The organism is Streptomyces vinaceus, from assembly GCF_008704935.1.
Classification (GTDB): Bacteria; Actinomycetota; Actinomycetes; order Streptomycetales; family Streptomycetaceae; genus Streptomyces; species Streptomyces vinaceus.
The window spans coordinates 6064120-6088024 of sequence record NZ_CP023692.1 but is presented as its reverse complement, the minus strand read 5'-3'; the positions used below and the strand labels follow the sequence as shown (position 1 = coordinate 6088024).

Annotated in this window: 21 protein-coding genes; 1 reads left to right on the top strand and 20 read right to left on the bottom strand. The window is 72.5% G+C overall.

From position 1 onward, the window contains the following. Positions 1-10 precede the first annotated feature (10 nt). Positions 11-2959: an AAA family ATPase gene (locus CP980_RS36420; RefSeq protein WP_167535883.1), complete on the top strand. Its 2949-nt coding sequence runs from the start codon at positions 11-13 to the stop codon at positions 2957-2959. Here CP980_RS36420 and CP980_RS27560 read toward each other — a convergent pair. The 20 genes from CP980_RS27560 to CP980_RS27465 all read right to left on the bottom strand — a co-directional run bounded on the left by CP980_RS27560 (position 2905) and on the right by CP980_RS27465 (position 23903). Beyond that, positions 2905-3489: a sigma-70 family RNA polymerase sigma factor gene (locus CP980_RS27560; RefSeq protein ID WP_132761187.1), complete on the bottom strand. Its 585-nt coding sequence runs from the start codon at positions 3487-3489 to the stop codon at positions 2905-2907. The two genes, CP980_RS36420 and CP980_RS27560, sit on opposite strands and share 55 nt — an antisense overlap. 219 nt (positions 3490-3708) lie before the next feature. Then, positions 3709-5151 (bottom strand): GuaB1 family IMP dehydrogenase-related protein, encoded by a 1443-nt coding sequence (locus CP980_RS27555; RefSeq protein ID WP_189999121.1) that lies wholly within the window; start codon positions 5149-5151, stop codon positions 3709-3711. Between the two features lie 167 nt (positions 5152-5318). After that, complete coding sequence (locus CP980_RS27550) at positions 5319-6458, bottom strand: XdhC family protein (protein ID WP_150529287.1); 1140 nt, start codon at positions 6456-6458, stop codon at positions 5319-5321. Then, on the bottom strand, positions 6458-7783 hold the full coding sequence (locus CP980_RS27545) for an IS701 family transposase (RefSeq protein WP_132761185.1): 1326 nt from the start codon (positions 7781-7783) through the stop codon (positions 6458-6460). The genes CP980_RS27550 and CP980_RS27545 overlap by 1 nt, the downstream gene beginning before the upstream one ends. A 71-nt stretch (positions 7784-7854) precedes the next feature. Then, positions 7855-8502 carry a TMEM175 family protein gene (locus tag CP980_RS27540; RefSeq protein ID WP_099893808.1) on the bottom strand — a complete coding sequence of 216 codons (648 nt, stop codon included), beginning with the start codon at positions 8500-8502 and terminating at the stop codon, positions 7855-7857. 128 nt (positions 8503-8630) lie between these two features. Then, positions 8631-8972 carry a nuclear transport factor 2 family protein gene (locus CP980_RS27535; protein WP_132761184.1) on the bottom strand — a complete coding sequence of 114 codons (342 nt, stop codon included), beginning with the start codon at positions 8970-8972 and terminating at the stop codon, positions 8631-8633. A gap of 15 nt (positions 8973-8987) precedes the next feature. Next, positions 8988-10502: an ATP-binding protein gene (locus CP980_RS27530; RefSeq protein WP_150529286.1), complete on the bottom strand. Its 1515-nt coding sequence runs from the start codon at positions 10500-10502 to the stop codon at positions 8988-8990. Then, positions 10499-11752 carry an MFS transporter gene (locus CP980_RS27525; RefSeq protein WP_150529285.1) on the bottom strand — a complete coding sequence of 418 codons (1254 nt, stop codon included), beginning with the start codon at positions 11750-11752 and terminating at the stop codon, positions 10499-10501. Before CP980_RS27525 ends, CP980_RS27530 begins: the two co-directional genes overlap by 4 nt. A gap of 35 nt (positions 11753-11787) precedes the next feature. Next, positions 11788-12612, bottom strand: coding sequence for an FAD binding domain-containing protein (locus CP980_RS35280; RefSeq protein ID WP_167535882.1), 825 nt, complete (start codon positions 12610-12612; stop codon positions 11788-11790). Next, the gene (locus tag CP980_RS27515; RefSeq protein ID WP_167535881.1) at positions 12609-15014 is read right to left on the bottom strand and encodes a xanthine dehydrogenase family protein molybdopterin-binding subunit; all 2406 of its coding nucleotides are present in this window, start codon (positions 15012-15014) and stop codon (positions 12609-12611) included. The genes CP980_RS35280 and CP980_RS27515 overlap by 4 nt, the downstream gene beginning before the upstream one ends. A gap of 5 nt (positions 15015-15019) precedes the next feature. Further along, positions 15020-15604 (bottom strand): (2Fe-2S)-binding protein, encoded by a 585-nt coding sequence (locus CP980_RS27510; RefSeq protein ID WP_099893803.1) that lies wholly within the window; start codon positions 15602-15604, stop codon positions 15020-15022. Next, a complete protein-coding gene (locus CP980_RS27505) occupies positions 15589-16203 on the bottom strand; it encodes an NADPH-dependent F420 reductase (protein ID WP_099893802.1) in 615 nt (204 codons plus the stop codon). Before CP980_RS27505 ends, CP980_RS27510 begins: the two co-directional genes overlap by 16 nt. 47 nt (positions 16204-16250) lie before the next feature. After that, the gene (locus CP980_RS27500) at positions 16251-17735 is read right to left on the bottom strand and encodes an aldehyde dehydrogenase family protein (protein ID WP_132761180.1); all 1485 of its coding nucleotides are present in this window, start codon (positions 17733-17735) and stop codon (positions 16251-16253) included. A 32-nt stretch (positions 17736-17767) separates the two neighbouring features. Then, the gene (locus CP980_RS27495) at positions 17768-18508 is read right to left on the bottom strand and encodes a type 1 glutamine amidotransferase domain-containing protein (RefSeq protein ID WP_150529284.1); all 741 of its coding nucleotides are present in this window, start codon (positions 18506-18508) and stop codon (positions 17768-17770) included. A 69-nt stretch (positions 18509-18577) separates the two neighbouring features. Further along, the gene (locus CP980_RS27490) at positions 18578-19321 is read right to left on the bottom strand and encodes a MinD/ParA family ATP-binding protein (RefSeq protein ID WP_132761178.1); all 744 of its coding nucleotides are present in this window, start codon (positions 19319-19321) and stop codon (positions 18578-18580) included. Continuing rightward, on the bottom strand, positions 19321-20589 hold the full coding sequence (locus tag CP980_RS27485) for a PP2C family protein-serine/threonine phosphatase (protein ID WP_150529283.1): 1269 nt from the start codon (positions 20587-20589) through the stop codon (positions 19321-19323). The genes CP980_RS27490 and CP980_RS27485 overlap by 1 nt, the downstream gene beginning before the upstream one ends. Continuing rightward, positions 20571-21035, bottom strand: coding sequence for an ATP-binding protein (locus CP980_RS27480; protein WP_229907409.1), 465 nt, complete (start codon positions 21033-21035; stop codon positions 20571-20573). The genes CP980_RS27485 and CP980_RS27480 overlap by 19 nt, the downstream gene beginning before the upstream one ends. Before the next feature lie 5 nt (positions 21036-21040). Beyond that, on the bottom strand, positions 21041-21352 hold the full coding sequence (locus CP980_RS27475; RefSeq protein WP_030157520.1) for an STAS domain-containing protein: 312 nt from the start codon (positions 21350-21352) through the stop codon (positions 21041-21043). 56 nt (positions 21353-21408) lie between these two features. Continuing rightward, positions 21409-23544 carry a glycogen debranching protein GlgX gene (gene glgX / locus CP980_RS27470; protein ID WP_229907410.1) on the bottom strand — a complete coding sequence of 712 codons (2136 nt, stop codon included), beginning with the start codon at positions 23542-23544 and terminating at the stop codon, positions 21409-21411. Then, positions 23541-23903: an STAS domain-containing protein gene (locus tag CP980_RS27465; RefSeq protein WP_132761176.1), complete on the bottom strand. Its 363-nt coding sequence runs from the start codon at positions 23901-23903 to the stop codon at positions 23541-23543. The genes glgX and CP980_RS27465 overlap by 4 nt, the downstream gene beginning before the upstream one ends. Between the last annotated feature and the right edge of the window lie 2 nt (positions 23904-23905).

Here is a 23905-nt window from a genome sequence, read left to right as displayed (position 1 = left end):
GGTTCGCCGCGTGCGGGTGGGGCGGGAAGCGCAGCGCGAGGAGTTACGGGACTGGGTCCGCGCCGGGGCGCGGGGCCGGGGCGGCCGCCTGGTCGTGGAGGGCGAGCCCGGGGCCGGCCGGACGGCGTACGTGCGCGAGGCGCTGGCCGAGGCGGGCGCACTGGGCCTGCGGGTGCGGTACGCGGCCGCCGAGCCCTTCACCGCGGAGCTGCCGCTGCGGGCCGCGCTGGACTGCCTGCACCCCGAGGGCGCCGACCGGGCGGCGGTGATCGACCTGCTCCGCGAGGCCCGGGAGGCACGGCGGCCCGGCGGGGCGTGGCTGGCGGCCATGGACCTGATGGTGTCCGGGGTCGGGCAGTGGTGCGCACGGGGCCCGGTGCTGCTGGTGCTGGACGACGTGCACTGGGCGGATCCGGCCAGCCTGCTGCTGTGGCGGCGCCTGGGCCGGGAGGCGGACCGGCTGCCGCTGCGGCTCGCCGTCACCCGGCGGCCGCTGCCCCGGCGCCCCGAGGTGGAGCAGCTGTGCGCGGGGCTCGGCGCGGGCCCGGCCGGGCACACCGTACGGCTGGAACCGCTGACCGGGCCGGAGTCGGAGGAGCTCCTCCACCGGCTGCTGGGCGCGCCCCCCGGCCCGCGCCTGCGCCGGGCCGCCGCGCAGGCGGGCGGCAACCCCGCCCTCCTGCGGGAGCTGACCGCGCACTGGTCCCGCCTGATCGAGACCACCGGCGGCGCAGGGGCCGAGGCCACGACCGGGGACGGGGACGGGGACAGAGACGGCGGCGGAGACGGGGACGGGGACGGAGACGGCGGCGGCGGCGGGGGCGGCGGCGGCGGCGGCGCGGACGATGCCCCGGTCGGCGGGGGCCCCGTGGCGGAACTCGTCCTGCCGGAGGCGGAGTTGCCGCAGCCGCCGCGATCGCTCACCCGGGGCCTGGGCTATCTCTCCCGCGCCGCCTACACCACGCTGCGCCATGCCGCCCTGCTCGGCCCGGCCTTCACGCCGCGCGAGCTGGCCCTCGTACGGGGCAGGCCCGCGCGCGAGGTGCTGGACGAGCTGGAAGAGCCGCTGCTCGCCGCCCTGTTGGAGGACTCCGGTGAGCAGCTGCGGTTCCGGCATCCCGCGCTGCGCCGGGCCCTGTACGCGGAGCTGCCCCGGGCCGCCCGCTCCGCCCTCCACCAGGAGGCGGCCGCCGCCCTCGCCGCGGCCGGGCACGATCCGGCCCGCACCGCCGAACAGCTGCTGGCGGGCGGGCCGCTGGAGCGCTGGGCGGTGCACTGGCTGGCGGACTCGGCGCAGCCCCTGATCGCGGCGGCGCCGGAGGCGGCCGCCGAACTGCTGGAGCGGGCCGTGGGCCGGGCCGGCCGCGAGGACCGGGATGCCCTGGAGGGGAGCCTCGCGGACGCCGCCCTGATGCTGCGCCGCCCCGAGTCGGCGGAGCTCCTGGCCACCTTGCACGAGCGGGCCGAGGATCCCGGGGCCCGGGCGGAGCTGGCCTTCAAGCTGGTGTCGGCGCTGATGATCCAGGGGGACATGGGCCGGGCGCTGGCCGTCACGGAGGACGCGCTCGCGGAGCCGGTCCCCTCCCCCGCGCTGCGGCTGCGGCTGGAGGCCTGCCGGGTCCTGGCGCTGGCCGAGCGGGGCTCCCCCGCGCAGGCCCACGCCCTGGCCGTACCGGTGGTGGCGCGGGCGGCCCGGCTGGGTGATCCGCTGTGCGGGGCGGAGGCCCACCACGCGATGGCCTTCGCCCTCTTCCACCTGGGCCGCGGCCGGGAGTCGCTGCGCCACGTCGCCGAGGGGATCGCCTGGGCCCGGCGCGGCCCCGAGGCCAACGACATGCGGCTGCTGCTCCTGGCCAACCAGGCCGAGGGCCATGCGAGCTTCGACGAGCCCGAGCCGGTCGCGGCGGCGCTGCGCGAGGCGCGGGAGCTGGCACTGGCCACCGGTTCCACGGGGCGGCTGGTGGTGACCGAGGTCCTGCGGGCCGAGTTCGACTACCGGCTCGGCGACTGGGACGCGGCGCTCGCCGGGGTGGACCGCGCGGACGGACTGCCGGTCTCGGACAACTGGCTGCCGGTGGTGGTGCACGGGCTGCGGGCACTCGTACGGGGCCACCGGGACGAGCGCGAGGCGGCCCGGGCCGAGCTGGCCCGGCTCCCGCAGGCCGCGTTCGAGGCCCCGGCGGCCCGCCGCTACAGCGGGCACGTGCTGCTGGCGCGGGCCCTGGTGGCGGAGCGGGCGGGCGACCCGGCCGGCGCGGTGCGCGAGCTGCTGCCCGCGCTCGCGGACGGACCGCAGGAGGCGAGGGCGTACGAGCGCCCCTGGATGCTGTCGGAGATCGTCCGGCTGGCCCTGGAGTGCGGGGACTCGGCCACGGCCCGGACCGCCGTGGCGGCCTGTCGGCGGACGGCGGCGGCGCTGGCCGAGTACCCGGGGCCGGCGCTGGCGCTGCTGCGCTGCGAGGGGCTCTTCGCACAGGACCCGCAGCTGCTGACGCGGGCGCTGGAACGGGCGGAGCGCGGCGGCCGGCCGCTGGTGCTGGGCCACGCCTGGGAGGACCTGGCGGTGGCCCGGGCCTGGCACGGGGATCTGGCGGCGGCCCGGTCGGCGCTGGCGCGGGCGGTGGCGGCGTACGAGGCCCTGGGCGCGCGGTGGGACGTCGCGCGGGCCGACGCCCGGCTGCGGAGCCTGGGGGTGCGGCGCGGCAGCCGCTCGGCGCGGCGGCGGGTGGCGAACGGGTGGGAGGCGCTGACTCCGGCGGAGCTGAAGGTGGCCCTGCTCGTCGCGCAGGGCCGTTCGAATCCGGAGATCGCGAGCGCGCTGTTCCTGTCGGCCCGGACGGTCCAGACGCACGTCTCGCACATCCTGGCGAAGCTCCAGGTCCGCTCGCGGGCGGCGGTGGCAGCTCAGGCGGCGGCGCGGCGGTCGGGGCCGCAGGCGGCGCCGGGGCCGCCCCCGTGACCCGGACCGTAGCCGGGCATGGCCTGGCGCAGGGCGCGCAGGGCGTAGTACGTACGGGACTTGACGGTCCCGGCGGGGACGCCGAGCGCTTCGGCGGCCTCGCACACCGAGGCCCCGCGGAAGTAGATCTGCACGAGCACGGCGCGGTGCTCCGGGCTGAGCAGTCTCAGCGCCCCGCGGACGTCGAGGACGGTGACGGCCCGCTCGGTGCCGTCCTCGGCGGTGGGCGCGTAGGTGTCCAGGGCGTCCGGCCCGACCTCGGCGGGGCGGACCTGGCGGGCCCGGCGGGCGTCGATGGCGAGGCGCCGGCCTACGGTGTAGAGCCAGGGCCGCATGGAGGCGTGGTCGCTCTCCAGCACCTCGGGGTGGGTCCAGGCGCGCAAGAGGGTCTCCTGGAGGAGGTCCTCGGCGCGGTGCCGGTCGCCGAAGGTGAGACCGAGGAGGAACCCGTAGAGGGCCTTGCCGTGTTCGCCGTGCAGGCGGGCCAGGGCGTGGGCGTCGGTGCGGCGGCAGAGGGTGGTGGTCGTCACGGTGTGCCCCTTCCGGGTCTTCCACGTCGGATGACCTGAGCGTGACGGACCCGGCGCCCGGAGTTATCCGCCGCATGGCGTATCCGCCCGCCACCTGCGCCGACCGGTCGAACGGCGCGCCGAGCGGTTCCCCGCGAACGCCGGTGGCCCCGGGCCCGTCCGTGGTGGACGGGCCCGGGGCCACCGGGAAGGCGCGGACGAGGGGGTGTCCGGCGGACCCTAGCTCCAGCTGGCGTGCAGCGGCTTGCCCTCGGCGTAGCCGGCCGCCGACTGGACGCCGACCACGGCCTTCTCCTCGAACTCCGCGAGGGAGCCGGCGCCCGCGTAGGTGCAGGACGAGCGGACGCCCGCGATGATCGAATCGATCAGGTCCTCGACGCCCGGGCGGGCCGGGTCCAGGAACATGCGCGAGGTGGAGATGCCCTCCTCGAACAGACCCTTGCGGGCCCGGTCGTACGCGGACTCCTCGGAGGTGCGGTTCTGCACGGCGCGCGCCGACGCCATGCCGAACGACTCCTTGTAGAAGCGCCCGTCGGCGGCCTGCTGGAGGTCGCCCGGGGACTCGTACGTCCCCGCGAACCAGGAGCCGATCATCACGTTCGACGCACCGGCGGCCAGCGCCATCGCCACGTCGCGCGGGTGACGGACGCCGCCGTCGGCCCACACGTGCTTGCCGTACTTCTTGGCCTCGGCCGCGCACTCCAGCACCGCGGAGAACTGCGGGCGGCCCACGCCGGTCATCATGCGGGTGGTGCACATGGCGCCCGGGCCCACACCGACCTTGATGATGTCGGCGCCGGCCTCGATGAGGTCCTTGACGCCCTCGGCGGCCACGATGTTGCCCGCCACGATCGGGACCTGCGGGTCCAGCGCGCGCACGGCCTTGATCGCGTTGATCATCGACTCCTGGTGGCCGTGGGCCGTGTCGATGACGAGCGTGTCCACGCCCGCGTCGAGCAGCTGCTTGGCCTTCTGCACGAAGTCGCCGTTGATGCCGACGGCCGCGGCGATGCGCAGCTTGCCGTCGGCGTCGGTGGCCGGGGTGTACAGGGTCGCGCGCAGCGCGCCCTTGCGGGTCAGCAGGCCGACGAGCTTGCCGTCCTTGTCGACGGCCGGGGCCAGCTTGCGGTGGCCGGCGTCGAGCTTGTTGAAGGCCTCGCGGGGGTCGATGTCGGCGTCGATGAGCAGGAGCTCCTTCGACATGACCTCGGAGAGCTGGGTGAAGCGGTCCACGCCGGTCAGGTCGTGGTCGGTGACGACGCCGACCGGGCGGCCGTCGGCGTCGACGACGACACCGGCGCCGTGGGCCCGCTTGGGCAGCAGGGACAGCGCGTCGGCGACGGTCTGGGTGGGCGCCAGGGTGATCGGGGTGTCGAGCACGTGGTGGCGGGTCTTGACCCAGGAGATGACGTCGGTGACGACCTCGATCGGGATGTCCTGGGGGATGACCACGATGCCGCCGCGGCGGGCGACCGTCTCGGCCATGCGTCGGCCCGCGATGGCGGTCATGTTCGCCACGACGAGCGGGATGGTGGTGCCGGTGCCGTCGGGCGAAGAGAGGTCCACGCCCTGGCGGGAACCGACCGCGGAGCGGCTCGGCACCATGAATACATCGTCGTACGTCAGGTCGTACGGCGGCTTCTGGTCATTGAGGAAACGCACGTGCTGAACATCCCAGTCGATCGAAGGATCCGGCTGCGGCCCCGACGGGCGGCCGGGGAAACGCACGTACTTCATTCTCCCACGGCCCGGTATCAATGCCGCCCCGGCTGATCGTCCAGGACATACCGGGCCGTGTGGTCTGTTCCTACGGGACCGCCGGCACGGCCCTAGGGGACTTTGGTCCTCTCACGATGCACCGGACCCGGGCGGTGCGCCAGGGGCAGGACCGATCCTCCGTACCGGGCGGCCGTGAACTCGGCGGCGATGGCCAGGGCCGTCTCCTCGGGCGTGGCGCCGCCGAGGTCCAGTCCGATGGGCGAGCGCAGGCGGGCGAGCGCGGCCGGCGGCACGCCTTCCTCGCGCAGCCGCCGCTCGCGGGCGGCGTGGGTGCGCCGCGATCCCATGGCTCCGACGTAGCCGAGCGGCAGCCGCAGGGCCAGGGCCAGCAGCGGTACGTCGAACTTCGCGTCGTGGGTCAGGACGCAGACCGCGGTACGGGAGTCCACCCGTCCGGCCTCCCATTCCGCTGCCAGATGGCGGTGCGGCCAGTCCACGACGACCTCGTCGGCGTCGGGGAAGCGGGCCGGGGTCGCGAAGACGGGCCGGGCGTCGCAGACGGTGACCCGGTGGCCCAGGAAGGCGCCGATGCGGGCGAGGGCGGAGGCGAAGTCGATGGCCCCGTAGACGATCAGGCGGGGCGGTTCGGCGGCCGATTCGACGAGCAGCGTCAGCGGCTGCCCGCACAGGCCGCCCGCGGTGCCGAGTTCGGCGGTCCCGGTGCGCCCCGCCAGCAGCAGGTCCCGTACGTGCACGGCGGCGGCCCGGTCCAGGGCCGCGCCCCCGCCCAGGCAGCCCTCGTACGATCCGTCCGGGTGGACGGCGAGGGCCCGGCCGAGCAGCGCCGGTGGGCCGCAGACCACCCGGGCCAGCGCCGCCCGGCCCCCGCCGGCGGCGGCTTCCAGCACGGAACCGAGGACGGGCCGCACCGGATCGTGGCCGCGCACCGGCGTGACGAGCACGTCCAGGATCCCGCCGCAGGTCAGGCCGACGGCGAAGGCGTCGTCGTCGCTGTAGCCGAAGCGGTGCACGCCGCCCTCCCCGGAGGCGAGGGCGTCGAGGCACAGCTCGTGCACGGCCGACTCCACGCAGCCGCCGGAGATGGAGCCGAGCGCGGTGCCGCCGGCGTCGACGGCGAGCGAGGCGCCCGGGCCGCGCGGCGCGCTGCCGGTGACGGCGACCACGGTGGCCAGGGCGAATTCCCGGTGCGCGGCACACCACGCGCGTAGTTCCTCGGCGATGTCGAGCATCAGCGGATGTACTCGCGTCTCGCGCTCTGGCCGGGGATCAGCGGCCGCGGCGGCAGCACCGGCGGTCCGGTCCGCGGTACGGGAGCGGGCGCTCCGGTGCGCGGCCGGACGGGCGGCGCCGCGCCGAGGGCGGCCCGGCCGGTGCCGGGGAACCCGTCGGGGACCCGGCCGCGGGCGCTGAGCAGCTTCGAGGCGTGGGCGACGCTCGCGAGCGTGGCGTGGTGGTGCCAGCCGCGGAAGGAGCGGCCCTCGAAGTCGCGGATGCCCACGGGTTCGCAGGTCTCGGTGAAGTCGAGGGACACCCGGTCGGTGAGTTTGGCGAGCAGGAACAGCTGGGCCAGCGGCCGGTCCCCGATGTTGGTGATCCAGAACTCGGAGGGCAGCAGGGCGGCTTCGGTCCAGGCGCCGACGAGCAGCAGCGGGGTGGGCGGCATCGGTACGGGCCGGTCCTCGCCGGGGGTCGCGAGGATGGCGGCCGAGGTCAGCAGGGTGACGGCTCCCTCGGCGCGGCCGTGCCGGGTCCATTCGACGACGCGGCGCTGGGAGCGCAGGGAGTCGATGAGTTCCCGGGCGGGCGCGGTGTGCGGTCCGGGCTTGTGCCGGCCGGCGCCGCCGAAGGAGACGGGCAGCGAGCCGTCGACCTTGAAGACGAAGGGGATGTCCTGCAGGGCGAAGGACTCGATGCTCTGCGGGATGTCGGTGTTGGCGACCTCCATCACCACGGGCCGGCGCTGGAGTTGCCAGGTGGCGGCCATCCGCTGGACGGCGTGTACGGCGTCCTGGGCGGGGGTGAGCGAGCGGGCCGTGTCGGGGATGCCGGCCCGCCGGCGGCGCATCAGCTCGTTCGTCCAGGGCCCCGGGAGGGTGAGGGTCCATTCGACGGGAAAGCTGGCCTCGCTGGAGGCGAGCCAGATGCCGCTGGCCTGTTGGCAGTTGGCGGTGCGGCCGAGCTGGGGGACGAACTGCCGGCCGACCCCGACGGAGCGGTCGCCGGCCTTCTCGATGACCATGGGCTGGACCACCCAGGCCAGCGGGCGCTGGGCGGTGCGTTCGAGGTACTGGGCGAGGGAGCGGCGCACCGGGGTCCAGTCCCAGGGGGACTTGCTGATGAACTGCTGGAGGCTCTGCTCGACGGAGCTCGCTCCGGTTCCGGCGATGTTACGGATTGTTTTCTTCCCACTGGTCCGCACGAGGCCGTTGAGATAAACGCGGGCCCAGTTTCGCTGGTCCCGCCGGGGTAAGGATTCGAAGAAAAGAGAGATCAGGACGTCGATCAATTCGGAGATTTCCTTGGTGGAATCCTCCGGCAGGACTACGCGAGCCATCTGGGCCTCCCCCGCGACCACTAGATCCAATACCCTACTTGACCGTACTGAGCGGCCGTAGGCCCCGGCGGCTACTTCCTGAGGTCGCTCGCAGATTCGAGCCGCTCTTCCTCTACCACGAGGGGGATCGGGATCTGGTTCGCCGCATAGTAGAGCGCGATCAGGAAGTGTGCGGCGAGAGTGAGAGGAGCGGAGAAGAAGGACAGGATGACGGTCAAGGGGTATGCCACGGCGCCGAGGCCGAAGCGTACGCGGGTGGCCCGGGCGCCGTCCCTGTCGACCCGCTCGTGGAACAGGTGGCCGACCCGTGTGACGTACCACCAGAAGGCCAGGAACGCCAGCGCGTAGGCGACGGTGACCGAGCTGTAGAGGATCGCGGCGGCGTTGGCGGAGCCGCCTTCCTCGACGAGGTGCTCGGCGAGCACGGTGGTGGTGTACGGAATCACCGATACCACCATCAGCACCAGGAGATTCAGGAACAACAGCGGCCGGTCGACCCGCTTCAGGTGACTGAAGATGGTGTGGTGATTCACCCACATCACGCCGATGATGAGGAAACTCACCACGTATGCGGCATAGTGCGGCCACTGCTGCGCCACTCCGTGCCAGAAGTCCGATCCCTTTTCCTCCGGAACCTTGAGTTCCAGGACCAGAATCGTGATGACGATGGCGAATACGCCGTCGCTGAATGCCTCGACACGCCCGGTTTCGCGTTCCATGACCTCCCCTTTGCCATTTCACAAGCCAAGCGTTCCGGCCGGCGCCGTCCCGGTCGCCGGAGGAGCTTGTACGTACGGGGAGGGCGCTGCCTTCGCCCTCCCCGCACACGCTACCCAGATATCGTTGGTCAGCTGCCGAAACCGGCGGTCTGGCGCCAGATCCGGCCATCGCGGACCACGAGTGTCCCGAACGCGTGCTCCGGTTCGCCGTTCAGGTTCATGATCGCCCGGTAGAAGATCGTGTCGTCGGTCTCGATGTACTCCTGGAGCTCCACGAGGGTCGGCTTGACCGACAGGTAGCCCGTGAAGGTCTCGCGCACCGCGTCGATGCCGACCGATGCGCCCTCGAAGCGCACCAGCACCGCGTCGTCGGTGTAGTTCTTCATCACCGCCTCGATGTCCAGGGCGGCGAGGGCGTCCATCTGGCGGACGAACACCGGGTGCAGCTTGGAGATGTCGTACGTGGCCATGTCGACTCCGTTCTTTCAACTGGTGGTGGGGCTTTCGGAGAGGGGCTCATCAGGTGTTTCGGCGCAGGCGGCGGCCGTGGTGAGCGGCAGCCGGACGACCATCCGGGTCTCGCCGGGACGCGAGCGCGCGGTGATCGAGCCGTGGTGGCGCTGGGTCACGATGCGGTAGCTGAGGTGCAGTCCGAGACCCGTGCCCTTCCCCACGTCCTTGGTCGTGTAGAAGGGTTCGAAGATCCGCGGCAGGGAGTCCCCGGGGATGCCGCGCCCGGTGTCGGTGATCTCCACGACCAGGCAGACGCCTTCGGCGCGCACCCGCAGGGTGAGGGTGCCGGCGCCCTCCATCGCCTCGGCCGCGTTGTCGACCAGGTTGGTCCACACCTGGTTCAACTCGCTGGGATAGCCCGTCAGTTCGGGCAGATCCGGTTCGTACTCACGCACGATGGCGATCCCGGCCAGCTTGGAACGCAGCACGACCAGCGTGTTCTCGATCCCGTCGGCCACCGCGAAGCGCTGTTCGGGGGCCCGGTCGAGATTGGCGTAATCCCGGGTGGCGGCCACGAGTTGGGAGATCCTGGGTCCGGCCGCGCGCAGCTCCGCGGCGAGCGAGCGGATCTCCAGCAGGGCCGCCAGATGGTCCAGGGCGGCGGGGAGGGCCGGCTCCCCGACCCCTTCCAGCCGCTCCAGCAGCCAGCCCAGCTCCAGCCCGAGGTCCGAGATCCCCGAGCCGAGCAGCCCGGGGCGCTCGGTGCCCGCCTCCTCGGCCCAGTCGGCGATCTCCTCCTCGGCGTCGGCCTGGGCGAAGGGGTCGGTGGTGGCCGGCGGCGGCAGCTTGTCGAGCTCCTCGGCCAGCCGGTCGAACACGGAGCGCTCCGCGCCCGTCGCCGCTGCGCCCCAGGCCTGAGCGGTCCTGGTCAGGCCCTCCAGGGCGGGCGCCAGCTCCTGCGCGGCCCGCGCCACCGCGGCCGCGGGGTTGTTCAGCTCGTGGGCGAGACCGGCGGCCAGGGTGCCGAGCGCCTCGACGGTGGCCCGCTTGCGGGCCTGCACCTCGGAGGACTTGATCCGCCAGGCCAGCACCGGGATCAGTACCGCCGCCACCCCGTGGCAGCGGGTCAGCATCTCGAAGAACACCGGCTTCGGGTACGCGACGACGGTGGTCGCCGGCCCGCTCGCGGCCGCGGTGGCCACGTACGACCCGTCCGTCAGCAGCGGCAGCTCGCCGGTGAAGCGGTGCGCGGCGGAGGGCTTCCCGTCGTGCTCCTCGGCGGCGGCGCTCTCCTCCTCGGTGGAGTGCCGGGTCAGCACCTCCTCCCGGCCGTCGACGACCTTGGTGACGACGAGCCCGCCCGCGAGCAGGACGTGGAAGCCTGAGGCCTCCTCGCCGTCGCGGAAGAGGACCTCCCCGTCGGCGAGTACGCGGGGCTCGGAGACGGAGACCAGCCAGTCCAGCTGGTCCTCGGTGAGCCCGGCGAAGATCTCCAGCCCGAGCAGCGCCGACCGCAGCTCCGCGGTGCTCATGTCGGCAGCCTTCATGTCGTGCTCCCTTCGGCCCGGGTGCGGGCGGCCAGCCGCACCGTGACGAACAGGGCCAGCGCGCACACCCCGGCGACGGCGGCCATGAAGCCCACCGAGGTGCGGTGCAGGCCGTGGATGTTGGTGAGCATCCCGGCGAGGACCGCCGGAACGCTCATCGCGAGGTACGCGAAGACGTAGACGGCGGCGGTCAGTTCGCCGCGGTGCTCCGGCTCGGCGAGCGTGCTCAGCGCCCGGAAGGAGCCGAGGAACGCGGCGCCCCAGCCGCCGCCGAGTACGGCGGTGCCCACCAGGAACACGGGGGCCGAGCGCAGTCCCAGCGCGAGCAGGACCAGGCCCAGCCCGGCCAGCAGCCCGCACAGGCCCAGGACCGCCGTGCGCAGGGGCTCCACCCGGCCGAGCAGGAGCTGGGCCGCGGTGGCCGCGCCGGCGAGCAGGGCCACGGTGGCCCCGCCGACCAGGTAGTTGGAGCTGCCGAGCAGCGAGAGGGCCAGGTGCGGCCCGAGCGAGAGGTAGAAGCCGCCCACCGACCAGACGGCGACGATGGTCAGGACGAGCACCGCGAAGCGGCCCCGTACCGCGGCCGGGACGTGGATGCGGCGGGCGCTGATCCGCGTCCGGCCGCCGGAGCGCGCCCCGGGAGCGCTCTCACGCATCCTGAACACCCCCACCAACGTCACGGCGAAGGCGCCGACGAGCAGCAGGTAGCTGAGCACGGTCGGGGCGGGCGCGTACTGGACGAGCAGCCCGGCCCCGATCCCGCCGAGCCCGATCCCCACCGTCGGCCCCGCGCTGTTGACCTGGGCGCCGAGCGCCGGCCGCGAGCGCGGGGCCAGTTCGAGCAGGGCGGCGCCCATCGCCCCGGTGGCCAGACCCACCGCGAGCCCCTGCACGGCGCGGGCGGCGAGCAGCAGCCCGAGCCCCTGCGCCCCGGCGAACAGCCCCATGGAGACGATCGCCAGGACCAGGCCGCCGCCGAGCACGGGGCGCCGGCCCAAGGTGTCCGAGAGGGATCCGAACAGCAGGAGGCCGATCAGCACGGTGACGGCGTACAGGGCGAAGACCACCGTGATCGTGCCGGAGGACAGACCCCATCTCTGCTGGTAGAGCACGTAGAGGGCGGAGGGTACGGACGAGGAGAGCATCAGCAGGACGAGCACCGCCCCGACCACCCAGAAGCCGGAGCCTCTGGGGGCCGCGGCCGCCTCGGCGGCCGGGCCGGCCGGTACCCCCGTGGTCGTCCTGGACATTTCGGCCACTGCGTCAACTCCCCGTGGTGGGCGGTTCAGGCGAGGGCCTGGTCTGCCCTCTGCAGCGCGCGGGCGGCGAGCACCCCCGCGAGGTGGCCGAGGTACTCGGCCGAGGTGCCGCGCCCGGGGACGAACAGTTCCCTGGGCTCGGCGCGGAAGGCCGCGAGCACGGCCTCGGTCGTGTACGGGCCCCCGCGGAGCCGTTCCTCCACCCCGCGCAGCCGAAGCGGGCGGGCGGTGGCCCCGGTGACCGCGATGCGCGGCCCGTCGGGGGTGATGCGTACGGCGGTGGCGCAGACCGGGTAGCGGGTGGCCCGGTCGGCGGTCTTCTCGAAGGCGGCGGCCTGCCCGGCGGCGGGCACCAGGAGAGCGGTGACCACGGCCCCGGCCGGTACCCCGGAGTCCGCGAACTCCTCGGCGGGCACGGTCCACCGCCCGCCGGGTCCGGCCAGCTCGACCCGGGCGTCCGCGGCGATGGCCGCGACCGGCAGGTCGGTGGCGCGCCCCGCGGCGGCGAGGTTCCCGCCGGCGGTGCCGAGGTTGCGGACCTGGGGGTCCCCGTTGGCCCGGGCGGCGGCCGCCACTTCCGGGGCTTCGGCGAGGACCACCGGGTGGGCGGCCACCTCGGCGAGCGTGTTCAGCGCGCCGATCCGGATGCCGTCGTCGGTGCGCTCGATGCCGCGGAGCTCTTCGAGGTGGCGTACGTCGACGAGGAGCCGGGCGGTGTCCTCCCCGGAGCGCAGCCCGGGCAGCAGGCTCTGGCCGCCGGCCAGCACCCGGGCGCCCCGGGTGCCGCAGAGCAGGGCCAGGGCCTCGTCGAGGCCGAAGGGCCGGACGTAGTCGAACTCGGTGAGGATCACTGGGCTTCCCCTCTCAGGCGCCGCCAGACCTTCTCGGGGGTGAGCGGCATGTCGATGTGCTGTACGCCCAGGTCGGACAGGGCGTCGACGACGGCGTTGACGACGGCTGCGGCCGGCGGCACGGTGGCGATCTCGCCGGCTCCCTTGGCGCCCAGCGCGTTGTGCGGGGTGGGCGTGGTGGTCTTGCCGAGCGTGAAGAACGGCACGTCCGCGGCGCGCGGCAGGGCGTAGGTGGTGAGGTCGGAGCTGAGCAGCAGCCCCTGTTCGTCGTATACGGCCGCCTCCATCAGCGCCTGGCCGAGGCCGTGCGTGATGCTGCCCTCGATCTGTCCGAGGACGATCTTCGGGTTGCCGATGTTGCCGGCGTCGTCGACGGCGGTGTAGGCCACCACCTCGGTCTCGCCGGTGAGTTCGTCCACCTCGACGACCGCCACGTGCGTGCCGAAGGGGTAGTTGAAGTCCGGCGGGTCGAAGTGGGTGGTCTCGTCCAGGGCGGGCTCGATCTCGTGGGGCAGGCCCCAGCCGTACCACATGGCCATGGCCAGGTCGGCGAAGGTCTTGGCGTTCTCCTCGTTGCCCTCCTCGTAGACCTTGCCGCCCGCGTAGACCACCTTCTCCTCGGGGACGCCGAGGAACACGGCCCCCGCCTTGACCAGCTTCGCCTTGATCTTCCGGGCGGTGAGGGCGACGGCGGGCGCGGCCATGCTGTAGGAACGCGAGCCGTAGGTGCCCTGCCCGTACGGGGCCTTGAGCGTGTCCCCCTCGTACACCTGGACCAGCGCCGGGTCGATCTCCAGCTCGTCGGCGGCGACCTGCGCGAAGACCGTGTGGTGGCTCTGGCCGGTGGAGGCGGAGCCGACGGTGACGGTGACCTCGCCGGTGGGGTTGACGCGGATGTTCGCGCTCTCCCAGGTGCCGCCGAGCATGCCCTCCTGGGACATCCGGGTGGAGGGGCCGACCCCGCAGATCGCGACGTAGGTGGCGATGCCCACGCCGAGCCGCTTGCCGCGGGTGCGGGCCTCGGCCTTGCGGGCGGCCATGTCGGCGTAGCCCGACAGTGCCATCGCCTTGTCGAAGTTCACCTGGTAGTCCCCGGAGTCGTAAGTCCAGCCGAGGCCGTTGTCGTACGGGAACTTCTCGTTCGGCACCAGGTTCTTGCGCCGCACGGCGGCCGGGTCCATGCCGATCTCGGCGGCGAAGCGGTCCACGAGCCGTTCCATCAGGAAGGCCGCCTCGGCCCGCCCGCTGCCGCGCTGGGCGCCGAGCGAGACGGTGTTGGTGAAGGCGGCGTACACCTCGCAGAAGGCGGCCGGGATGTCGTACATGCCGCTGATGGAACGGCCCATCAGGGCGGTGGCGACACCGGGGCCGATGGTGGAGGGGTAGGCGCCGAGGTTGGCGTAGCTGGTGGCCCACAGGCCGGTCATCCGGCCGTCGCGGGTGCCGGCGAGCACCACGTGCTGGCGGTGGTCGCGGCCCTGGACGGTGGAGTTCATCAGCCCCGTGCGGGTGTCCACCCACTTCACGGGCCGCCGGAGCGCCTTGGAGAGCAGGAGGACCAGCGCCATGTCGGGGTAGAGGTACCCCTTGGTGCCGAAGCTGCCGCCGACGGTCGGGGCGATCACCCGGAGTTTGTTGAACGGGATGCCGAGGACCAGCGCGGCGAGCAGGAAGCGGTGGTTGTGCGGGCCCTGGGTGGAGGCGTACAACGTGTACTCGTCGGTGGCGGCGTTGTAGTCGCCGACCGCGCCGCGCGGCTCGATGGGGCTGTTGATGGTGCGCTGGTTGACGAGGTCCAGCTCCACCTTGACCTCGGCCTCGGCGAGGGCCGCCTCGGTGCGGTCCTTGTCGCCGCAGGTCCAGTACGCGTTCAGGTTGCCCGGTACGGCCTCGTGCAGCTGGGGCGCGCCCTCGGCGAGTGCCGCGTCGGCCCGGGTGACCACGGGCAGCGGTTCGTACTCGACGGCGATGGCGGCCAGCGCGGCGGCTGCCTGGCGCGGGGTCTCGGCGACGACCACGGCGATGGGGTCGCCGACGTGCCGGACGGCGTCGCCGGTCAGGACCGGGCGGGCGCCGGGGAGTCCGTACGGGTGGGGCGGGAAGTGGCTCTCGACCCCGCCGGGGATCCAGATGCAGGGCAGCGGCATCACGTCGGTGAAGTCGGCCGCGGTGGCCACCTTCAGCACGCCGGGCATCTGCTCCGCGGCCTTGGTCTCGATGGAGAGGATCTTCGCGTGGGCCACCGGGCTGCCGAGGATCGCCATGTGGGCGGTGCCGGGCAGGTTGATGTCGCCCACGTACACCGCCTCGCCGCGCAGCAGCTGCGGATCCTCGCGGGCGTCCAGCGGCTGGCCGAGCAGGCCCGATCCCTGGAGGGGTGCCTCCCCCGTCACTGCGGTCATCTCCCTCACACCTCCTGGCCGGACGCCGACGCGGAGGCCGGCACGGACGCCGGCTCGGGCCCGGGCCCGCCGGGCGCGGAGACGGCGGCGGCGCCGCTGATCTCCTCGGGTATCTCGGTCCGGGCGGCGGAGCAGGCGCGCTGCACACCGCGTACGACGCTGTGGTAGCCGGTGCAGCGGCACAGGTTGCCGGTGAGCCACTCGCGGATCTCGGGCTCGGTGGGCGCCTCGCGGTCGGCGGTGTTCTCGACGAGTTCGCCGAGGGCCATGACCATGCCGGGGGTGCAGAACCCGCACTGGGTCCCGTGCTCCTGGCGCAGGGCCTCCTGGAGGCCGCTGAGTTCGCCGCCGCGGGTGGTGACCCCCTCGATGGTGGTCACGCGGGAGCCCGCGGCGGAGGCGGTGAGGACCAGGCAGCTCTTGACGGAGCGTCCGTCGAGCTGGACGACGCAGGTGCCGCACTGTCCGGTGTCGCAGCCGACCTTGGTGCCGGTCAGCCCGAGGCCGTCGCGGAGCCGTTCGACGAGCAGTTCGTTCGGCTCCGCCGCGAACTGCTCGGGTCTTCCGTTCACGTTCAGTGAGAGATCCATGCCAGCGCCTGCGCTTCCGTGAGCGGCCGGTTGAAAAGGGGCCCGCCGGGCTGCTGGAGAATTCCTCCGGAGTGCAGCGGGCCGGTGTCGACGGGAGCGAATCCCAAATCCGCGATGATTCCCGCGACGATTTCCTTCGCCTTCTCGTCGTCGCCCGCCGTGAAATGGGCCAGGCGTTCGCCCTCCGCTGTGCCGGCGACGGCGAGAGTCTCGAAATGCATGGTGTTCAGGGATTTCACGACCCGGGCGCCGGGATACCACTCGGCGACCAGTTCGCTGGAGGCCCGGCCGCCCAGATCGGCGGGCTTCCCACCGCCGCTGAACGCGTTCGTGGCGTCCACCAGCACCTTGTCCTGCACGGCCGCGGACGGGAGGAGTCCGCGGACGCTCGCGTACGGCACCATCAGCACCGAGAGTTCGGCCTGTGCGGCGGCCTCGGCGGGGTGCGCCGCCGAGGCCGCCGGGCCGAGTTCGGCCAGTAAGGGGCCGAGGGAACGGGGTCCGCGGGCGTTGGCCAGCACGACCTCGTGCCCGGCGGCCACCAGGATCCGCGCGAGGGTGGAACCGATCCGTCCGGTGCCGATGACGCCTGTGCGCATTTCCGCTCCTACTCGGTCGGTCGGTGGGTCGGTCGGTGGGCCGGCGCTCAGTCCATGCCGATCCAGACCGACTTGGTCTGCGTGTAGCTCTCCAGGGATTCCGGTCCGCACTCGCGCCCGTATCCGGAGGCCTTGTAGCCGCCGTACGGCACGGAGGGGTCGTACTGGTTGTAGCAATTCACCCAGACGGTGCCCGCCTTGATCTGGGAGGCCACCCGGTGGGCGCGCCGCAGGTCCTTGGTGTGCACGCCCGCCGCGAGCCCGTACGCGCTGTCGTTGGCGATCCGGATCGCGTCTTCCTCGGTGTCGAAGGGGATGATCGACAGGACCGGCCCGAAGATCTCCTCCTGGGCGATCCGCATGCCGTTGTCGACGCCGGTGAAGATCGTCGGCAGGAAGTACAGGCCCTGACTGGAGGCCCCTTCCGGGGTCCAGCCGGTACCGCCCGTGCGCAGGACGGCGCCTTCCTTCTCGCCCACCTCGATGTACGAGCTGACCTTCTCGAACTGGCCGCGGTGGGCCAGCGGCCCGAACAGGGTCTCCGGGTCGCGCGGGTCGCCGGGCTTGAGGGCGGCGGCCCGGCTCACCAGGCGTTCGACCAGTTCGTCGTGGATGGGGCGCTGGAGCAGCAGGCGCGAGCCGGCGGTGCAGATCTCGCCCTTGTTGTAGTAGATGCCGAAGAAGGCGAGCTCCTCGGCGGCGTCGAGGTCGGCGTCGGCGAAAACGATGTTGGCGGACTTGCCGCCGAGCTCCATCGTCACCTTCTTCAGGGTGCCGGCCGACTTGCGGATGATCGTCTGGCCCACCGCGGTGGAGCCGGTGAAGGCGATCTTGTCGATGTCGGGGTGGCCGGTGAGGGTCTCGCCCAGCTCCACGCCCGGACCGGTGATGACGTTCAGCACGCCGTCGGGGATCTCCGCCTCCTGGAAGAGTTCGGCGATCTTCAGCGCGGTGAGCGGGGTGGCCGGGGAGGGCTTGTGGACGACCGTGTTGCCCGCCGCCAGGGCCGGTGCGATCTTCGTCATCGACAGCAGGAGCGGGAAGTTGAACGGGGTGATGGCGCAGACCACGCCCAGCGGTTCGCGCAGGGTGTACGCGAGCTGCCCACCGGCCGGGGCCCGCGAGGAGCCGTCGACCCGGGTGACGGCGCCGGCGTAGTAGTGCATGAGCTGGGCGGCCATGGGGGCGTCGACCGTGCTGGAGAAGGCGAACGGCTTGCCCATGTCCACCGTCTCCAGCAGGGCGATCTCCTCCAGGTCGCGCTCGATGAGCTCACCGACCCGGTTCAGCCGCAGCGCGCGTTCCTGGGCGGAGAGTCTGCTCCAGGGACCTTCCTCGTACGCCGCGCGGGCGGCGGCCACGGCCGCGTCCGCGTCGGCGGCGGCGGCCTGCGCCACCGGTACGATCTCCTGCCCGTCCACGGGGCTGATGTCCGGCTCGGTACGGCCGTCCTGGGCCGAGACCCATGTGCCGCCGATGAACAGCTTCCCGGGGTTGGCCAAGGGCTGGTCGCTGAGCGCGCGCTTGGTCATGGCTGCCTTCCGGTGTCGGATGCGGGGGCTTTCTATACCTTGGCGAGCTGTGTCAGGAACGTCTCGGCAAGGGCCTTGGAGGAGTACGGGTTCTGGCCGGTGGTGAGCTTGCGGTCCACGACCACGTGCGAGTCCCAGATCTTCTCGGCCTTCTCGTAGCGCGCGCCGAGCCGGGTGAGCTCGGCCTCCAGGATCAGCGGGAGGCGGCCGGCCATGTTGGTGACCAGCTCCTCGCTGTGCGAGAAGGCCGTCATCCGGTAGCCCTCGAACGGCCAGCGGCCCTCGCCGTCGCGCAGTGCGAGGAGCGAGGTGTGGCCGTGGCAGACGGTGGCGAGCGGTTTGTCCTGGGCGATGGCCCAGCGCAGGATCTGGGCGAGCTCGTCGGAGTGGGGCAGGTCTCCGATCGCGCCGTGGCCGCCGCTGACGTAGATGCCGTCGTACTCGGCTATGTCCTTCTCTCCGAGTGATTCCAGGGCGATGGGGTTCTTGAGCTGGGCGGTGTCCTCGATGACTCTCACGTACTCGGCGGCGTTGGCCGCGTCCTCGTTCGGCGAGCCCTCGGGGCGGACCCACTGGAGGAACTGGGGGTCGATGCTGGTCTGGTCGACCGTGGGGGCCTGGCCCCCGATCGTCGCCACGTCCACGGTGTGGCCTGCGGCCTTGAAGAGGGTGTAGGGAACGACGAATTCCTCGGCCCAGAAACCCGAGGGGTGCTGTTCCCCGTCCAACAGGTGGAGCGTTGCCTTGGCCGTCATGACGACGAGAATCTTCATGACTCTCTCCTTGTTCTGGAATCGCTGCCGATTCAACACGCCCCCCGCAGGGGGCGTAAGGGGGGAGCGTCAGGCGCGCGATACTTCGTGAGGTGCGTCCAACGCCGAGATGATGGTGCGGAATTCACCGACCAGGGGGTGGTCGGGATGGGCTTCGGCGAATATGCGTTCGCCGTACAGGGCGGCCATTTCCGGCACATACGGAAGGATTCCGGCCAGGGGGGCGCCGTACACCTCCTCGGCACGCCGGCGGACCAGTTCACCGTCGACGCCCTCGGGCGCCATGCTCATGACCAGAGCGCGCCGGCAGGCCAGCCGCCCGGCCAGGGCGATGGTCTCCTCGACCCCCGAGAGGTCGATCCGGTCGGCCCGGGCCAGGATCATCAGCACGTCGGCGCTCGCCATGGCGGTCACCGACTCGTTGTTCAGCCCGGCGTGGGTGTCGAGCAGCAGCACGTCGAGCGCGTAGTGCTCGATCAGCCGGTCGAAGCCCTCGGGCAGCAGCCCGACGTCATAGCCGCTGGTCATGAGCTCGCGCAGCGCCGCCGTCCCGGTCCGCGCCGGTACGACGTACAGCCCGGGCACGCCGACCGGCTGCGCCGCGGACTCGATCTCGCAGCGGCCGAGCAGGTAGTCGGCCAGGGAGGGACCCGGGCCGAGCCGGAAGAGCAGGTCCAGGGTGGGCGACTGGATGTCCGTGTCGACCACCCCCACCCGGCGTCCCTGGCCCGCGATCAGCAGGGCCAGGTTCGCCAGTACCGAGGACTTCCCGGTGCCCCCGCGGTGCGAGTGCACCACGATGGTCCGGGCCATCAGGCCACCGCCGTACGGCCGGCGGCCGTGGTCCGGTCCGCGTGCGGCCCCCGCGCCGCACGTGGCCGGTGCAGGGCCAGCATGGTGACGTCGTCGTGCTGTTCCGCCGTTCCGGTGTGCTCCCGTACCGCCGTGTCCATGAGGTCGACCACCTCCCTGCCGCTCACCGGGGGGCCGGCGAGCAGCTCCAGCATCCGCTCGTCACCGAGGAAGCTGCCGTCGGGGCAGCGGGCCTCCGGCACTCCGTCGGTGAACACGAACAGGGTGTCGCCGGGGTTCAGTTGGGCGTAGCCGAGCGTGTACACGCAGTCCGGCAGCACCCCGACGGCGGGTCCGGTGACCTCCAGGGCGAGCGGGTCGCCGCCTTCGGCGCGCAGCAGCAGCGGCGCGTTGTGGCCCCCGTTGATGTACACGAGGCTGCCGGTCACGGGGTCGAGCACACCGAAGAACAGAGTGGCGAAGTACCCCTGCCTGAGGTGGTTGCGGGTCAGGTAGCCGTTGGTCGCGGTGACCGCGTTGAGCAGCGGTGTGGCGCCGACGACCGGGATCCGTCCGCTGCCGCCGGCGCGCCCGGCGGCCACGAGGTGCTGGAGTCCGCTGTTCTCCGCGGTGTGGCGCAGCAGCGAACGGATCAGGGCCATGAACAGGGCGGCGCCGACCCCTTTGTCGCAGACGTCGGCGACGACGAAGGCCAGGCGGCGCCCGCGGGAGATCTCGAAGACGTCGTAGAAGTCCCCGGCGACCTGGCGGGCCGGCCGGAAGCGGACGTCGATCTCCCAGCCCTCGGGCACCGGCAGCGATTCGGGCAGGAAGCCGGCCTGGATCTCCCGGCCGATCTCCAGCTCCTTCTCGTAGCCCATGAGTTCGGCGCGGGCGTCGGCCTCGCGCAGGGTGCGGCCGAGTCCGGCCCGCTCCGAGCAGCTGTGCAGCCGGGCCCCGACGAGGGCGGGCAGGAAGGGCGGGACGAGGTAGTCGTGCCCGAGCCGGACGTGCTCCTCCAGCGCGGCGAACTCCGTCACCGTCCAGACGACCACGATCGGGGCCCCGGCCCAGCGGCGCAGCCGCCGCACCGCGAGGCGCACCGACTCGCCGTGGGCCTCGGCCGGGGCGAGCAGGACGTCGGCGACGGGGAGGCCGTCCAGGGGGCCGTTCCGCAGCTCCGTCAGCGTGCGGGCGACGAGTTCCGCGTCCATCGAGCGGAGCGCGTCGAGCAGTTCGAGCGGCGGCGGCGGGTACTCGTCGAGAATGATCACCGTCGTGGAGGGCATGGGTCCGTCCCCTCAGCGTTCACAGTCAGCGTGCTGATGTTGCGGCCGTCCCTGCGTACGTAGCTGAATTCGTCCACGCTGGTCAGCGCCAGGTGGATGCCGAGTCCGCCGATCCTGCGCCGCTCGGGGGGAACCCCGGGGGCGGGGGGCAGGCAGCCCTCGACGGGGTCGAACGCCGGTGCCGAGTCCGCTATGGAGATCTGCACCCGGCCCGGCCCGGAGCGGCCGCGGACGGTGATCCGCCCGTCGCCGCCCCGGTACCCGTGCATCACGATGTTCGTGGCCAGCTCGTCCACGGCCAGCCGGATCCGGTACGCGGGCCCCTTGCCCAGGCCCGCCCGGCCGGCCAGCCGCAGGACGAACGCGGCGATGTCGCCCAGCGCCCCCAGCGTGGCGGGCACCTCCAGCTCGGCGGGCGTCCTCGCCAGTTCGACCATGTCACTCATGCGATTCACTCATCGGAGAGCACGATGCTGCGGTCCAGCCCGGCCGTCCGGATCGTCCGGGACACGGGCTCGATCGCGCCGACCACCTTGATGGTCACGTGGTTGGCCACCTTCTGCTGGGCGAAGACCAGGGACCGCAGTCCGGCGCTGGCCATGTAGCCGACGCCGGCCATCCTGATCTCGACCGTTCCGGTGCCGTGCCCGGCGGCCTTCTCGATGGTCTGGTGGAAATCCGGCGCGGTCTTGGCGTCCAGCTCGCCCGCCAGCTCGATCACGGTGGTGTCGCCCTCGATGCTCAGGGACACGGAAAGCGGCATGTCAGGTCTCCTTCGACGCTGCGATGGGAGCGTTCGGTCAGATCGGGTGGAGGCGGCTAGAGCTCGGGATCGGGCGTCCGGCCGACCAGGATCACGACCGAGCGCGGACCGATCAGGTACTTCCCGGCGTTCTCCAGCTCGGGCTCTCCGCCCGGGGTGCGGATGTCGTGCGGGGCCTCGGCCCCGGTGTCCGCGAACAGGTGCCAGCTGCGCCCGTGCGGCAGCGCGGGCAGCTCCAGGTCGTGCGCCTCCCAGTGCGCGTTCATGGCCACGTACACCACGTCGTCGTCCCCGGTGCCGCAGCGGGCCACGGCCAGCAGCCGGCTGTCCGCCGACCAGTCGGGCTGCCAGGCCCGCTCGCCGTGCCAGCTGATGTCCGGCAGCCCGAGGCTCTCGCGGACCTGGCCGGTGGGGTGGGAAGTGGAACGCAGTTCCCGGTGGCGCCCGCGGAAGGCGATCATCTCGCGGGTGAACCGCAGCAGTTCGGCGTTCTCGTCGACCTGGTCCCAGTCGAACCAGGACAGTTCGTTGTCCTGGCAGTACGTGTTGTTGTTGCCCTGCTGGGTGCGGGCGACCTCGTCGCCGGACAGGAGCATCGGGATGCCCTGGCTGGTCATGAGGATGGCGATCGCGTTCTTCATCTGGCGCGTGCGCAACCGGTTGATCTCGGGGTCGTCGGTCGGCCCCTCCGCCCCGCAGTTCCAGCTGTTGTTGTCGTTGGCCCCGTCGTTGTTGCCCTCGCCGTTCGCCTCGTTGTGCTTGTCGTTGTACGAGACGAGGTCGGCCAGGGTGAACCCGTCGTGGGCCGTGAGGAAGTTGACCGAGGCGGAGGTGCCGCGGGTGGAGTACAGGTCGGGCGAGCCGGCGATGCGGGTGGCCAGCTCCCCGGTCACGCCGGGGTCGCCCTTGAGGAAGCTGCGCACGGTGTCGCGGTACTTGCCGTTCCACTCGGCCCAGCGGCCGTACGCCGGGAAGTTGCCGACCTCGTAGAGGCCGCCCGCGTCCCAGGCCTCGGCGATGAGCTTGGTGTGGCGCAGGACGGGGTCGTAGGCGAGCATCTCCAGCAGCGGCGGGTTGGGCAGCGGCGTGCCGTCCAGGTCCCGGCCGAGGATGGCCGCGAGGTCGAAGCGGAAGCCGTCGATGTGGTAGTCGGCGACCCAGTGGCGCAGGCAGTCGAGCACGAAGTTGCGCACGACGGGGTGGTTGCAGTTGACCGTGTTGCCCGTGCCGCTGAAGTTGAAGTAGTACCCCTCCGGCGTGAGCATGTAGTACGTGGCGTTGTCGAGCCCCTTGAAGGAGATCGTCGGGCCCTGCTCGTTGCCCTCGGCGGTGTGGTTGAAGACGACGTCGAGGATGACCTCGATGCCGGCCGCGTGCAGGTCCTTGATCAGGGTGCGGAACTCGTCGCCCTGCATCCCGTAGCGTCCGGTGGCCGCGTAACCGGCCTTGGGCGCGAAGAAGGAGACGGTGTTGTAGCCCCAGTAGTCGAAGAGGTGCTCGCCCGTCTCCGGGTTGGAGCGCATGTTGTCGCTCTCGTCGAACTCGAACACCGGCAGCAGCTCGACGCAGTTGACCCCGAGCTCCTTCAGGTACGGGATCTTCTCCCGCAGCCCCGCGAAGGTGCCGGGGGCGGTCACCCCCGAGGAGGGGTGCCGGGTGAAGCCGCGCACGTGGGTCTCGTACACGACGAGGTCCTCGGCGGGCAGCCCCAGCGGCGTGTCGTCGCCCCAGTCGAAGTCCTGGAGGCAGACGCGGGAGCGGTACTGGTAGCCGCGGCTGCGGTCGGGCTCCACGCCCCACACGTCGCGGCCGGAGATCAGCCGGGCGTAGGGGTCGGAGAGGACCTGGCGGGCGTCGAAGCGGTGGCCGGAGACCGGGTCGTAGGGGCCGTCGGCCCGGTACCCGTACTCGATGTTCTCGTGGTCGAGGCCGAAGACCGTCATGGCGAAGACGCTGCCGGTGCGGAACTCCTCGGGGAATTCCAGCTCGGCCATCGGCTCGGGCTCTCCGCGCTTGAAGATGACCAGGGTCATGGAGGTCGCCTGGTCGGAGAAGACGGAGAAACTGACCCCGCCGGGGACCACGTTGGCCCCGAAGGGGAACGGTTTGCCGGCGCGGACGCGGTACCCGCCCACTTCGTGGGTCGGGTACGCGTCGACGCGCAGCACCTGCTCGGACCGGGCCTCGGTCATCGCGCGACCGCTGTCTTGACGGCCGGCTTGGCCTTGGACTGGGCGGCCGCCGCCTCACCGGTCTCGAAGAAGTCGAGGAAGCCGGTGGCCGACATGACGAACCGGACTTCCTCGCTCACCCCGTACAGGGTGACCGCGACCCCGGCGTGCTGGGCCTCGCGGTAGACGACGAGCAGGGTGCGCAGGCCCGCGCTGGACACGTACGTGACGGCCGTGAGGTCGATCCGCAGCGGCCGGCCCTCGCGGACCAGCGGCAGCAGGGACTGCAGCAGCTGTCCGGAGGTCTCACTGTTGATCTCGCCGGTGGCGACGAGGACGGTACCGCCCTTGTTGCGGCGTTCCTTGACGTTCAGAGACATTG